Consider the following 12,965-nt stretch of genomic DNA (forward strand, 5'->3'; position numbering starts at 1 on the left):
AGCGCCGCGACGCCGGGCCCCGCGACGAACGGCGTGAAGTTCACCGCGCCGCCGTCCGGCGACCTGCAGTACGACACGTTCTACAACGGCATGCAGAACATGATCGGCACGATCCACTGGCGTACCGACGGGCACACCTACGACCTGTCGGTGTCGATGCCCGTGCCGTTCGTCGGCCCGTTCACCTACCGCAGCGAAGGCCGCATCGACGCGTTCGGCGTCGCGCCCGACCGCTACGTCGAGAAGCGCGGCAAGCGGCCGGAAGATATCGCGATCTTCAACCGCGAGATCCGGCAGGTCGTGTTCACGCGCACGCCGAACAATGCGCCGCTGCCTGACGGCGTGCAGGACCGCTTCAGCATGCTGATGCAGCTGTCGGGGCTCGTGCGTGGCAATCCGTCCGCGTACAAGCCGGGCGTCACGCAGCAGTTCTTCGTGATCGACAACAACAGCGGCGAGACCTGGCCGATCACCGTGATCGGCGACGAGCAGGTGCAGACGCAGGCCGGCATCATCGGCGCGCGGCACTTCATGCGCCTGCCGAGGCGCGACGGCGACACGCGCCGCATCGACATGTGGCTCGCGCCGTCGCTCGGCTGGCTGCCCGCGCGGCTCGTGCAGTCCGAACCGAACGGCGCGCAGATCGAGCTGCTGTGGCATGGCCGGCTCGCGGCGCCGGGCGCGCCGTCCGACGAAGCGCCGGCTGGCGGCGCAACGCATGCGCTCACCGGTGCACCGACGCCCGACGTATCGGCCGCTCCCGCCGCGGAACCGGCACAACCGGCACCGCCGGCCACCGTGCAACCGCCGGCACAACCGGCTGCACCGCCCGCGACTTCGCCTGTCACATCGCCTGTCACACAGTGAACTCACGCGCGCATGCGCACGATTCGGCAATTTCGACCGATTACAGATTTCCGTGAAATGGCCGATGACACTCTTTAACAACTATTTCAGTCCACCGGCAGACAATGGGAAACGTTTCATAGACATCGGCTTCTAACCGATACACCCCATGCAGACGGGAACGGGGTGTGCAGCGCAAGCCCCTTGAAACCGGCAAGGCTCGCCCCACCTAGGGGACAACAAGGCCAGATGCCACTGCGAAGAGGAGTGCCGCCATGCAAATGATCTACAACAGCCCCAACTACTGCGTCGTCGAATTCGCGCCGCAGGCCGGCCACCACCTGATGAATGCCGGCGGATATGAAATCGTCGACAAGAACGCGCAGCGCGAAATCTTCATCGACGGCGAACTTGCCGAACGATTCCGCGCGCACGTGAAGCAGTTGATCGAGGATGAGCCGTCGCTCGACGAAGTGGACGAATTCCTCGGACAATTCGACAGCCTGATGATGATGCCCGTCGTACTGCACTGACGACCCGCGGCCCGGCGCCTCGCGCGGCCGGGCCATTCGCCGCGCATCGACGCGGCGCCGCGAGCACTCCGATCATGCCCCCGTCCGGTTCGCCGGCGGGGGTTTTCATTTGGCGGCCCGGCCGGCGCGGCGCAAGGCCGGGCGGCGCCCATGCGCACCGGCTACAATGACGGTTTTCCCGTCTTCGCCGGTCTCTCGCCCATGTCTGCGACTCCTCTCGCCGCTTCCGTCCCGCTCGACGCGCCCTACACGCGCGGCGCCGCACTGCCTGCGCTGCTCAAATCGCGCATCCTGATCCTCGACGGCGCGATGGGCACGATGATCCAGCGCTACAAGCTCGACGAAGCCGCGTATCGCGGCGAGCGCTTCAAGGATTTCCCGCGCGACATCAAGGGCAACAACGAGCTGCTGTCGATCACGCAGCCGCAGATCATCCGCGAGATCCACGACCAGTACTTCGCGGCCGGCGCCGACATCGTCGAGACCAACACGTTCGGCGCGACGACCGTCGCGCAATCCGACTACGAGATGGAAGATCTCGTCGTCGAGATGAACATCGAATCGGCGAAGCTCGCGCGCGAAGCGGCCGAGAAATACGCGACGCCGGAAAAACCGCGCTTCGTCGCGGGCGCGATCGGGCCGACGCCGAAAACGGCCAGCATCTCGCCGGACGTCAACGACCCGGGCGCACGCAACGTCACGTTCGACGAACTGCGCGCGTCGTACTACCAGCAGGCGAAGGCGCTGCTCGACGGCGGCGTCGACCTGTTCCTCGTCGAGACCATCTTCGACACGCTGAACGCGAAGGCCGCGCTGTTCGCGCTCGACGAGCTGTTCGAGGACACCGGCGAGCGCCTGCCGATCATGATCTCGGGCACCGTCACCGACGCGTCGGGCCGGATCCTGTCGGGCCAGACGGTCGAAGCGTTCTGGAATTCGCTGCGCCACGCGAAGCCGCTCACGTTCGGCCTGAACTGCGCGCTCGGCGCGGCGCTGATGCGCCCGTACATCGCCGAGCTCGCGAAGCTGTGCGACACGTACGTGTCGTGCTACCCGAACGCGGGCCTGCCGAACCCGATGGCCGAGACGGGCTTCGACGAGACGCCGGACGTCACGTCGGGCCTCCTGAAGGAATTCGCGCAAGCCGGACTCGTGAACCTCGCGGGCGGCTGCTGCGGCACGACGCCCGAACACATCGCCGAGATCGCGAAGGCGCTCGCCGACGTGAAGCCGCGCCGCTGGCCGAACCAGTACAGCGACAACGCCTGACCCGACCGCCCCACGTCCTTCATCACCAGAATTCGCACCGCCATGACCGATCACATGATGCGCCTTGCCGGCCTCGAGCCGTTCAACGTCACGCCCGGGACGCTCTTCATCAACGTCGGTGAGCGCACCAACGTCACCGGCTCGAAGGCGTTCGCACGCATGATCCTCAACGGCCAGTTCGACGAGGCGCTCGCGGTCGCACGCCAGCAGGTCGAGAACGGCGCGCAGGTGATCGACATCAACATGGACGAGGCGATGCTCGATTCGAAGGCGGCGATGGTGCGCTTCCTGAATCTGATCGCGTCGGAGCCGGACATCGCGCGCGTGCCGATCATGATCGACTCGTCGAAGTGGGAAGTGATCGAGGCGGGCCTGAAGTGCGTGCAGGGCAAGGCGATCGTGAACTCGATCTCGCTGAAGGAAGGCGAGGACGCGTTCCGCCACCATGCGCACCTGATCCGACGCTACGGCGCGGCGGCCGTCGTGATGGCGTTCGACGAAACCGGTCAGGCCGATACCTACGAGCGCAAGATCGAGATCTGCACGCGCTCGTACAACTTCCTCGTGAACGAAGTCGGCTTCCCGCCGGAAGACATCATCTTCGACCCGAACATCTTCGCGGTCGCGACCGGCATCGAGGAGCACAACAACTACGCGGTCGACTTCATCGAGGCGACCCGCTGGATCAAGCAGAACCTGCCGCACGCGAAGATCAGCGGCGGCGTGTCGAACGTGTCGTTCTCGTTCCGCGGCAACGACCCGGTGCGCGAGGCGATCCACACCGTGTTCCTTTACCACGCGATCCAGGCGGGGATGGACATGGGCATCGTCAATGCGGGCCAGCTCGGCGTGTACGCCGACCTCGACGCCGAGCTGCGCGAGCGCGTCGAGGACGTGATCCTGAACCGCCGCGACGATTCGACCGACCGCCTGCTCGAGATCGCCGACAAGTTCAAGGCAGGGGGCGCGAAAAAGGAAGAGAACCTCGAGTGGCGCAACCAGCCGGTCGAGAAGCGGCTCTCGCATGCGCTGGTGCACGGCATCACGAACTTCATCGTCGAAGATACCGAAGAGGTGCGCGCGAAGATCGACGCGGCCGGCGGCCGCCCGATCAACGTGATCGAAGGGCCGCTGATGGACGGGATGAACATCGTCGGCGACCTGTTCGGTCAGGGCAAGATGTTCCTGCCGCAGGTCGTGAAATCGGCGCGCGTGATGAAGCAGGCCGTCGCGCACCTGATCCCGTTCATCGAGGAAGAAAAGCGCCTGCTCGCGGAAGCGGGCGGCGACGTGCGCGCGAAAGGCAAGATCGTCATCGCGACCGTGAAGGGCGACGTGCACGACATCGGCAAGAACATCGTGTCGGTCGTGCTCCAGTGCAACAACTTCGAAGTCGTCAACATGGGCGTGATGGTCCCGTGCAACGAGATCCTCGCGAAGGCGAAGGTCGAGGGCGCGGACATCATCGGGCTGTCGGGCCTCATCACGCCGAGCCTCGAGGAAATGGCGTACGTCGCGTCGGAAATGCAGCGCGACGACTACTTCCGCGTGAAGAAGATCCCCCTGCTGATCGGCGGCGCGACGACCTCGCGCGTGCACACGGCCGTGAAGATCGCGCCGCACTACGAAGGCCCGGTGGTCTACGTGCCGGACGCGTCGCGCTCGGTGTCGGTCGCATCCAGCCTGCTGTCCGACGAAGGCGCGGCGAAGTACCTCGACGAGCTGAAGTCCGACTACGAACGCATCCGCGACCAGCACGCGAACCGCAAGGCGCAGCCGATGGTCACGCTCGCCGAAGCGCGCGCGAACAAGACCAAGGTCGACTGGGCGGGCTACCAGCCGGTGAAGCCGAAGTTCATCGGCCGCCGCGTGTTCAAGAACTACGACCTGAACGAGCTCGCGCAATACATCGACTGGGGCCCGTTCTTCCAGACCTGGGATCTCGCGGGCCCGTACCCGGCGATCCTGAACGACGAGATCGTCGGCGAATCGGCGCGACGCGTGTTCTCCGACGCGAAATCGATGCTCGCGCGCCTGATCCAGGGCCGCTGGCTGACCGCGAGCGGCGTGATCTCGCTGCTGCCGGCGAATACCGTCAACGGCGACGACATCGAGATCTACAGCGACGAGTCGCGCTCGGAAGTGCTGCTCACGTGGCGCAACCTGCGCCAGCAGAGCGTGCGCCCGGTGGTCGACGGCGTGATGCGGCCGAACCGCTCGCTCGCCGACTTCATCGCGCCGAAGGAATCCGGCGTCGCCGACTACATCGGCATGTTCGCGGTGACGGCCGGCCTCGGCGTCGACGTGAAGGAAAAGCAGTTCGAAGCCGACCACGACGACTACAGCGCGATCATGCTGAAGGCGCTCGCCGACCGCTTCGCGGAAGCTTTCGCGGAAGCGATGCACGCACGCGTGCGGCGCGAGCTGTGGGGCTACGCGAGCGGCGAAACGCTCGACAACGATGCGCTGATCGCCGAAAAGTACGCAGGCATCCGCCCGGCGCCCGGCTACCCGGCCTGCCCCGACCACCTCGTGAAGCGCGACATGTTCGACGTGCTGCGCGCAGACGAGATCGGCATGAGCGTGACCGATTCGCTGGCGATGCTGCCGGCCGCGAGCGTGTCGGGCTTCTATCTCGCGCATCCGGACAGCACGTATTTCTCGGTCGGCAAAATCGGGCAGGATCAGCTCGAGGATTATGCGCAGCGCATGGCGCTGTCGCTCGACGACGCGCGCCGCGCGCTTGCGCCGCAGCTCTGATCGGCCTTTCGACGGCCACGCCGTCGCCCGCTATCGTCAGACAAAAGAAAAAGCCCGCTCGAAAGCGGGCTTTTTCCTGCCTTTCGATCCTTTCGGACCGGCCGGGCAAGCAGGCTCAGAAGCCCCAGTGCACGTCAGCTTCGCCGGCTTTCGCTTCGCGCAGCATCGTGAGGAAGGGGGCGACGCGCTGTGCCAGGCTCGGCGGCACTTCGTGGTGCGCGTGGTCGGCTTCGTCTTCGTGGAAATGGCCGGCGTGCTCGGCGCGTTCCTGCTTCGCCTGTGCAACTGCGCCTTCCAGCTTGGCGATCGCGTGGTCCAGCTCATCGTGCGTAATCACACCGCGCTCGCCCAGCTGCTTGCCGACGAGACCCAGCACATACACGGCGAAATCCTTCAGCACGTCGAGATCCTGTGCCGCCTTGCTCTTGAACGTAATCATGACAATTCCCTTTTCATCTTGTTGTGCCTGCGCGGCGCGGTTGGGGAACGCCGGCAGACCGGCGTCCGGCCTCGCGGACGCGGGCCGCCTGAGCGGCATATTAGCACCTGTTAAAATTCTGCGATCCCTGAAACGCGCGCTTAAAAAGCGCGCCGGCGGGCCGGCGTTTCCGGCCGCCACCAACGAAGCCTTCTACCAGCATGCTGCCAGCACACAAACAGACCCTCGAAGCCCTGCTCGCGGATAGCGTCAAGCAGGTCGCACACGCGCTGAAAGGCGCCGACGCCGCATCCGTCGCCCCCGTCATCACGCTGGAGCGCCCGAAGGTCGCCGCGCACGGCGACGTCGCGTGCAACGTCGCGATGCAGCTCGCGAAGCCGCTCGGCACGAACCCGCGCCAGCTCGCCGAGCAGATCGTCGCCGCCCTCACCGCCCAGCCGGGCGCGCAAGGCCTCGTTGAAGCCGCCGAAATCGCCGGCCCCGGCTTCATCAACCTGCGCCTGTCGGCCACCGCGAAGCAGGCGGTGATCGCCGCCGTGTTCGACCAGGGCCGCGCGTTCGGCACGTCGGATCGCGAGAAAGGCAAACAGGTGCTGCTCGAATTCGTGTCGGCGAACCCGACCGGCCCGCTGCACGTCGGCCACGGCCGCCAGGCCGCGCTCGGCGACGTGCTCGCGAACGTGATCGCGAGCCAGGGCTACGCGGTGCACCGCGAGTTCTACTACAACGACGCAGGCGTGCAGATCGGCAACCTCGCGATCTCGACGCAGGCGCGCGCACGCGGCCTGAAGCCGGGCGACGCGGGCTGGCCGGAAGCCGCGTACAACGGCGAATACATCGCCGACATCGCACGCGACTTCCTGAGCGGCGAAACGGTCGCCGCGTCGGACGGCGAGCCGGTCAAGGGCACGGGCGACGTCGAGGATCTCGACGCGATCCGCAAGTTCGCGGTCACGTACCTGCGTCGCGAGCAGGACATGGATCTTCAGGCGTTCGGCGTGAAGTTCGACCAGTACTACCTCGAGTCGTCGCTGTACAGCGAAGGCCGGGTCGAGAAGACGGTCGACGCGCTGATCAAGGCCGGCATGACCTACGAGCAGGACGGCGCGCTGTGGCTGCGTACGACCGACGAAGGCGACGACAAGGATCGCGTGATGCGCAAGTCGGACGGCACGTACACGTACTTCGTGCCGGACGTCGCGTACCACGTGACGAAGTGGGAGCGCGGCTTCACCAAGGTGATCAACATCCAGGGTTCGGACCACCACGGCACGATCGCGCGCGTGCGCGCCGGCCTGCAGGGCCTGCACATCGGGATCCCGAAGGGCTACCCCGACTACGTGCTGCACAAGATGGTCACCGTGATGCGCGACGGCCAGGAAGTGAAGATCTCGAAGCGCGCGGGCAGCTACGTGACGGTGCGCGACCTGATCGAATGGTCGGGTGGCGCGGCGGCGGGCCAGGAAGCGGCGCCCGACCTGATCGACGAAGCGACCATCACGCGCGGCCGCGATGCGGTGCGGTTCTTCCTGATCTCGCGCAAGGCCGATACCGAGTTCGTGTTCGACATCGACCTCGCGCTGAAACAGAACGACGAAAACCCGGTCTATTACGTCCAGTACGCGCATGCGCGGATCTGCTCGGTGCTCAATGAGCTGAAATCGCGCTACAACGTCGACGTCGCGCAGTTGCCCGGCGCCGACCTGTCGCAACTGACGAGCGCGCAAGCGGCGGCGCTGATGCAGAAGCTGGCCGAGTATCCGGACATGCTCACGCACGCAGCCAACGAGCTGGCACCGCACGCAGTCGCGTTCTACCTGCGCGACCTCGCTGGCGAATTCCACTCGTTCTACAATGCGGAGCGCGTGCTGGTCGACGACGAAGCGCCGCGCAATGCGCGCGCCGCGCTCCTCGCCGCGACCCGGCAGGTGCTCGAGAATGGTCTGGCGGTGCTCGGCGTGTCCGCGCCCGCCAAGATGTAAGGCAGCAAGCGGCCCGAACCGGGCAGCGAATGGCTGCGGCTGGAGCGCCCGCCGTCGGGCGCCCGCCGCAGCCTTTTCACGATTCTTTTTGCAGGTGACTCAAGCAATGGCACAACCACGCCGAACTTCGAAGCAATCGAAACAAGCCGGAGGGACATTTCTTGGAATCGTGCTGGGCCTGATCGTCGGCCTCGCGATCGCCGTGGTGGTGGCGCTCTACATCACGCGTTCCCCGTCGCCGTTCGTGTCGAAGGTCGCGCCGCCGCCGGCCGACAACGGCGCGAGCCAGCCGCAGCAGTTCGATCCGAACCGCGCGCTGCAGGGCAAGACGCCGGGCCAGCCGGTGCCGCAGGCCGCGCAGCCCGCGCCGCCGAACACCGCGCCCGGCCAGGCCGCGAACCAGACCCAGGGCGGCCTGCTGCCCGAACCGCAGATCGTCGAAGTGCCGCCGCAGGCCAACGGGTCGAGCGGTTCGAACAACACCGGCAGCTCGAACAACACGACCGCGTCGAACAATACGTCGTCGGGTAATGGCGTCGCCGTCGCACCGAAGCCGGCCGACACCACGCCGCCGCCGAAGAAGACGCAGCAAGCGCAGCAGCAACAGCAGCAAGGCGGCGAGGACGACCTCGCCCGCTTCGCCGCGCAGAAGCAGGCGCAGCAAGCCGCCGCGCAAAAGCAGCAGCAACAGCAACTGGCCGCGAACACACCGAAGCCGACCTCGTCGGCCACGGCCGCCGCGGCAGCGAAGCCGCCGACCGCGAACGACGCGAATACCGGCTACTTCCTGCAGGTGGGCGCGTACAAGACGGAAGGCGACGCCGAGCAGCAGCGCGCGCGCCTCGGCTTCCAGGGCTTCGAGTCGAAGGTGTCGAAGCGCGATGTCAGCGGCGTGACGTATTTCCGCGTGCGCGTCGGCCCGTTCTCGAAGTTCGAGGATATGAACTCGGCCCGCCAGCGCCTGTCCGATGCAGGTGTCGACACGGCGGTGATCCGTTTCACGAAGCAATAAGCAACCGGCCGAGCCCACTCAGAACCCGTTACGTCCCGTAACCCGAGCAACTGATTCGACGTTCACAACATGAAAAAACTGCTTAGCACGCTCCTTCTGTCCCTGGGCCTGGCCGCGAGCCTCGCGCAGGCTTCGCCCGCCGCGCCGGTCGCCGGCAAGGATTTCGAGGTGATGAAGTCGCCGCAGCCGGTGTCCGCGCCGGCCGGCAAGGTCGAGGTGATCGAGTTCTTCTGGTACGGCTGCCCGCACTGCTACGAATTCGAGCCGACGATCGAAGCCTGGGTGAAGAAGCAAGGCAACAACATCGACTTCAAGCGCGTCCCGGTCGCATTCCGTGACGATTTCGTCCCGCACTCGAAGCTGTTCTACGCCGTGTCCGCGCTCGGCATCTCCGAGAAGGTCACGCCGGCGATCTTCAACGCGATCCACAAGCAGAAGAACTACCTGCTGACGCCGCAGGCGCAGGCCGACTTCCTGGCCACGCAGGGCGTCGACAAGAAGCAGTTCATGGACGCGTACAACTCGTTCAGCGTGCAGGGCGAAGTGAACCAGTCGGCCAAGCTGCTGAAGGACTACGCGATCGACGGCGTGCCGACGGTCGTCGTCCAGGGCAAGTACAAGACGGGCCCCGCTTACGCGAACAGCATCCCGGGCACGGCCCAGGTGCTCGACTTCCTCGTGAAGCAGGTTCAGGACAAGAAGCTCTGATCCCCGCCCGCGCGCCGGCATGACTACTCCGCTGAAGGTCTTCATCACCGGCGCATCGAGCGGCCTCGGCCTCGCGATGGCCGAGGAATACGCCCGCCAGGGCGCCACGCTCGCACTGGTCGCGCGACGCACCGATGCCCTCGATGCGTTCGCGCGGCGCTTCCCGAAGCTGTCCATCTCCGTCTATTCCGCCGACGTGCGCGACGCCGATGCGCTCGCGACGGCCGCCGCGTCGTTCATCGCGACGCACGGCTGCCCCGACGTCGTGATCGCGAACGCAGGCATCAGCCAGGGCGCCGTCACGGGCCAGGGCGATCTCGCGACGTTCCGCGACGTGATGGACATCAACTACTACGGGATGGTCGCGACGTTCGAGCCGTTCGTCGCCCCGATGACGGCCTCGCGCCACGGCACGCTGGTTGGTGTCGCGAGCGTCGCCGGCGTGCGCGGGCTGCCCGGCTCCGGCGCGTACAGCGCGTCGAAATCGGCCGCGATCAAGTATCTCGAAGCGCTGCGCGTCGAGCTGCGGCCGGCCGGCGTCGGCGTCGTGACGATCGCGCCCGGCTACATCCGCACGCCGATGACCGCGCACAACCCGTACCGGATGCCGTTCCTGATGGACGCCGACCGCTTCGCGGCACGTGCGGCCCAGGCGATCGCGCGGCAGCATGCATTCCGCGTGATTCCGTGGCAGATGGGCGTCGTCGCGAAGGTGCTGCACGTGCTGCCGCGCTGGCTGTACGACCGCCTGTTCGAGAAGGCGCCGCGCAAGCCGAAGGCGGGCGCGCACTGACGCATCGACGAGCGCCGGCCCGCGCGAAGCTTCGCGGGCCGCCTCTCCGCCTCTCCGTCTCTCCGTACCAACGCCCAGCCGCTTCGACACTTCGATTCGCGCACCGCCCCCGCTGCACCACTGCCCGGCTTCCCCGGCGCCAGTTCCCCTCCCCGCAGCCGCCCCCACTCCTCCCGCCGCCCCAACACCCGTTCCGTCGCGAACGCAGCCGTTTTTCGGTCAATTCGCCGCGTTCAGGCGCCTTTTTTCACGCGTCGTGCGCTTTGACGGTATGCTATTCGCCAGCCGCGCCGGCCCTGTCCGCTTCCGGGCCGCGCCCGCATCCCGTCACCCAGCAAAAAACACAAGCCACGTGGGAGATCCTATGCAGGTCAAGCTGTTCGCCGCGGCCACGCTCGCCGCCGCTCTCGCCGCCCCCGGCCTCGTCGCCGCCAAGCCGCTCACCGTCTGCACGGAATCGAGCCCGGACGGCTTCGACGTCGTGCAGTACAACTCGCTCGTCACGACCAACGCATCGGCCGACGTGATCTTCAACACGCTCGTGTCGTACGACGAAGCCGCGAAGAAGGTCGTGCCCGCGCTCGCCGACAAATGGGATGCGAGCGCCGACGGCCTCACGTACACGTTCCACCTGCGCCCGAACGTCGCGTTCCAGACCACCGACACCTTCAAGCCGACCCGCACGCTCGACGCGGACGACGTCGTGTTCACGTTCTCGCGGATGCTCGACGATTCGAATCCGTGGCACAAGGTGGCCGGCGCGAGCGGCTTCCCGCACGCGCAGTCGATGGGCCTCGTGAAGCTCGTGAAGTCGGTCACGAAGGTCGACGACAACACGGTGAAGTTCGTGCTGAACGAGCCGAACGCGACCTTCGTGCCGATCCTGACGATGGGCTTCGCGTCGATCTATTCGGCCGAATACGCGGACCAGCTGCTGAAGGCCGGCAAGCAGGCCGACCTGAACGCGAAGCCGGTCGGCACCGGCCCGTTCGTGCTGAAGAGCTACACGAAGGACGCGCTGATCCGCTACGACGTGAACCCGACCTACTGGGGCGCGAAGCCGAAGGTCGACCGGCTGATCTACGCGATCACGCCCGATCCGTCGGTGCGGCTGCAGAAGGTGAAGGCCGGCGAATGCCAGATCGCGCTGTCGCCGAAGCCGCAGGACGTGCTCGCCGCGAAGGGTGAAAGTGCGCTGAAGGTCGTGCAGACGCCCGCGTTCATGACCGCGTTCGTCGCGCTGAACACGCAGAAGAAGCCGCTCGACAACGACAAGGTGCGCGAAGCACTGAACCTCGCGTTCGACCGCGCGACCTACCTGAAGGTCGTGTTCGACAACACCGCGACGGCCGCGAACAACCCGTATCCGCCGAACACGTGGAGCTACGCGAAGGACGTCGCGCCGTATGCGTACGACCCGGCGAAGGCGAAGCAACTGCTCGCGCAGGCCGGTTTCCCGAACGGCTTCTCGACGACGATCTGGACGCGCCCGACCGGCAGCGTGCTGAACCCGAACCCGAAGGTCGGTGCGGAGCTGCTGCAGGCCGACCTCGCGAAGATCGGCGTGAAGGCCGAAGTCAAGGTGATCGAATGGGGCGAGCTGATCAAGCAGGCGAAGCTCGGCCAGCACGACATGCTGTTCATGGGCTGGGCTGGCGACAACGGTGATCCGGACAACTACCTGTCGCCGCTGTTCAGTTGCAATGCGGTGAAGTCGGGCATCAACTTCGCGCGCTTCTGCGACACGCAGCTCGACAAGCTGATCGCCGACGGCAAGTCGACCGCCGACCAGGCCAAGCGTGCGAAGCTGTATGAAGCCGCGCAGAAGATCATCCACGACCAGGCGCTGTGGATTCCGCTCGGCTACCCGACCGCGGCCGCGCTCACGCGCACGAACGTGAGCGGCTACCACGTGAGCCCGTTCGGGCGGCAGAACTTCACGTCCGTCGCCGTGCAGTAACGCGACCCTCGCGCGTGGCGCGCAAGCGACGGTGCGTCGGGCCGTCGCTTGCGGCCCGCGCGCCGCGCTTGCTACACTGCGCGCTCATTCCTCATACCGGACGCCAGCCAAAGTGAACAACTAAGCCTTCCCAAAATGTTTTCGCCGCCGTGCCACGCACGCCGCGCGCGAAGGTCTTCACGCATTTTCGGAGGTGCTTATGGCTGCTGCCACGCCCACCGGCGCGCTCGTCGCGCTTCATCACGTTTCCTTCCGCTTCGACGACGGCGTCACGCTGTTCGATTCGCTCGACCTTTCCATCGACCGCACGCCGACCGGCATCGTCGGCCGCAACGGCATCGGCAAGAGCCAGCTCGCGCAATTGATCGCGGGCCGCTGCGCGCCAAGCGCGGGGACCATCGACCGGCACACGTCAATCGTCTACGTCGCGCAGCAGCACACCAACGACGACGCGTCGGCCGGCCCGCGAACCGTCGCGCAGATTGCCGCGCTCGATGCGCCGCTCGGCGCGCTCGCGCGTCTGGCCGACGGCCGCGCGGAACCGCACGACTTCGACCTGATCGGCGATCGATGGGATCTCGTGGAACGGTTGCGCACTGCGCTCGACGCGGCCGGCCTGCGCGACTTGCAACCCGACACGCCCGCGCAGGCACTGAGCGGCGG

11 protein-coding genes are annotated in these 12,965 nt (G+C 66.5%); 10 read left to right on the forward strand and 1 reads right to left on the reverse strand.

The genetic code is table 11. The features are described 5' to 3' along the window. The 4 genes from G3N93_RS22330 to metH form a co-directional block, all read left to right on the forward strand. Window positions 1–867, forward strand: an 867-nt coding sequence (locus tag G3N93_RS22330) for a DUF3108 domain-containing protein (RefSeq protein WP_206133972.1), incomplete at its 5' end; no start/stop codon positions are given. A 254-nt stretch (window positions 868–1,121) separates the two neighbouring features. Next, window positions 1,122–1,379, forward strand: a complete 258-nt coding sequence (locus tag G3N93_RS22335) for a DUF3567 domain-containing protein (protein ID WP_006477667.1) — start codon at window positions 1,122–1,124, stop codon at window positions 1,377–1,379. Window positions 1,380–1,580: 201 nt separating this feature from the next. Continuing rightward, window positions 1,581–2,648: a homocysteine S-methyltransferase family protein gene (locus G3N93_RS22340; protein ID WP_041492970.1), complete on the forward strand. Its 1,068-nt coding sequence runs from the start codon at window positions 1,581–1,583 to the stop codon at window positions 2,646–2,648. Between the two features lie 42 nt (window positions 2,649–2,690). Continuing rightward, a complete protein-coding gene (metH, locus tag G3N93_RS22345; RefSeq protein ID WP_174988768.1) occupies window positions 2,691–5,408 on the forward strand; it encodes a methionine synthase in 2,718 nt (905 codons plus the stop codon). A gap of 115 nt (window positions 5,409–5,523) precedes the next feature. Here the strand turns inward: metH and G3N93_RS22350 are convergent, their stop codons facing one another. Further along, on the reverse strand, window positions 5,524–5,847 hold the full coding sequence (locus G3N93_RS22350; protein WP_011353361.1) for a DUF1840 domain-containing protein: 324 nt from the start codon (window positions 5,845–5,847) through the stop codon (window positions 5,524–5,526). Between the two features lie 200 nt (window positions 5,848–6,047). Here G3N93_RS22350 and argS point away from each other — a divergent pair, with 200 nt between their 5' ends. The 6 genes from argS to G3N93_RS22380 all read left to right on the forward strand — a co-directional run. Then, window positions 6,048–7,829, forward strand: coding sequence for an arginine--tRNA ligase (argS, locus tag G3N93_RS22355; RefSeq protein WP_206133973.1), 1,782 nt, complete (start codon window positions 6,048–6,050; stop codon window positions 7,827–7,829). 106 nt (window positions 7,830–7,935) lie between these two features. Next, a complete protein-coding gene (locus tag G3N93_RS22360) occupies window positions 7,936–8,841 on the forward strand; it encodes an SPOR domain-containing protein (protein WP_011353363.1) in 906 nt (301 codons plus the stop codon). 69 nt (window positions 8,842–8,910) lie between these two features. After that, window positions 8,911–9,549 (forward strand): thiol:disulfide interchange protein DsbA/DsbL, encoded by a 639-nt coding sequence (locus G3N93_RS22365; RefSeq protein WP_174937703.1) that lies wholly within the window; start codon window positions 8,911–8,913, stop codon window positions 9,547–9,549. A gap of 19 nt (window positions 9,550–9,568) precedes the next feature. Next, entirely contained in the window at window positions 9,569–10,342 is a 774-nt protein-coding gene (locus G3N93_RS22370) for an SDR family oxidoreductase (RefSeq protein ID WP_174937701.1), read from the forward strand. A gap of 364 nt (window positions 10,343–10,706) precedes the next feature. Continuing rightward, window positions 10,707–12,302: an ABC transporter substrate-binding protein gene (locus tag G3N93_RS22375; protein WP_206133974.1), complete on the forward strand. Its 1,596-nt coding sequence runs from the start codon at window positions 10,707–10,709 to the stop codon at window positions 12,300–12,302. 199 nt (window positions 12,303–12,501) lie between these two features. Beyond that, on the forward strand, window positions 12,502–12,965 hold a 464-nt coding region (locus tag G3N93_RS22380; protein ID WP_206133975.1), incomplete at its 3' end, for an ATP-binding cassette domain-containing protein.

The sequence above is a fragment of the Burkholderia sp. Se-20378 genome, assembly GCF_017104665.1.
Lineage (GTDB): Bacteria > Pseudomonadota > Gammaproteobacteria > Burkholderiales > Burkholderiaceae > Burkholderia > Burkholderia lata.

Excerpts from the sequence above, each read along its gene's own strand:
- G3N93_RS22365 (WP_174937703.1), top strand. The coding sequence starts at position 8,911 with ATGAAAAAACTGCTTAGCACGCTCCTTCTGTCCCTGGGCCTGGCCGCG.
- G3N93_RS22370 (WP_174937701.1), top strand. The coding sequence starts at position 9,569 with ATGACTACTCCGCTGAAGGTCTTCATCACCGGCGCATCGAGCGGCCTC.
- G3N93_RS22335 (WP_006477667.1), top strand. The coding sequence starts at position 1,122 with ATGCAAATGATCTACAACAGCCCCAACTACTGCGTCGTCGAATTCGCG.
- argS (WP_206133973.1), top strand. The coding sequence starts at position 6,048 with ATGCTGCCAGCACACAAACAGACCCTCGAAGCCCTGCTCGCGGATAGC.
- G3N93_RS22340 (WP_041492970.1), top strand. The coding sequence starts at position 1,581 with ATGTCTGCGACTCCTCTCGCCGCTTCCGTCCCGCTCGACGCGCCCTAC.
- G3N93_RS22375 (WP_206133974.1), top strand. The coding sequence starts at position 10,707 with ATGCAGGTCAAGCTGTTCGCCGCGGCCACGCTCGCCGCCGCTCTCGCC.
- G3N93_RS22350 (WP_011353361.1), bottom strand. The coding sequence starts at position 5,847 with ATGATTACGTTCAAGAGCAAGGCGGCACAGGATCTCGACGTGCTGAAG.
- G3N93_RS22360 (WP_011353363.1), top strand. The coding sequence starts at position 7,936 with ATGGCACAACCACGCCGAACTTCGAAGCAATCGAAACAAGCCGGAGGG.
- metH (WP_174988768.1), top strand. The coding sequence starts at position 2,691 with ATGACCGATCACATGATGCGCCTTGCCGGCCTCGAGCCGTTCAACGTC.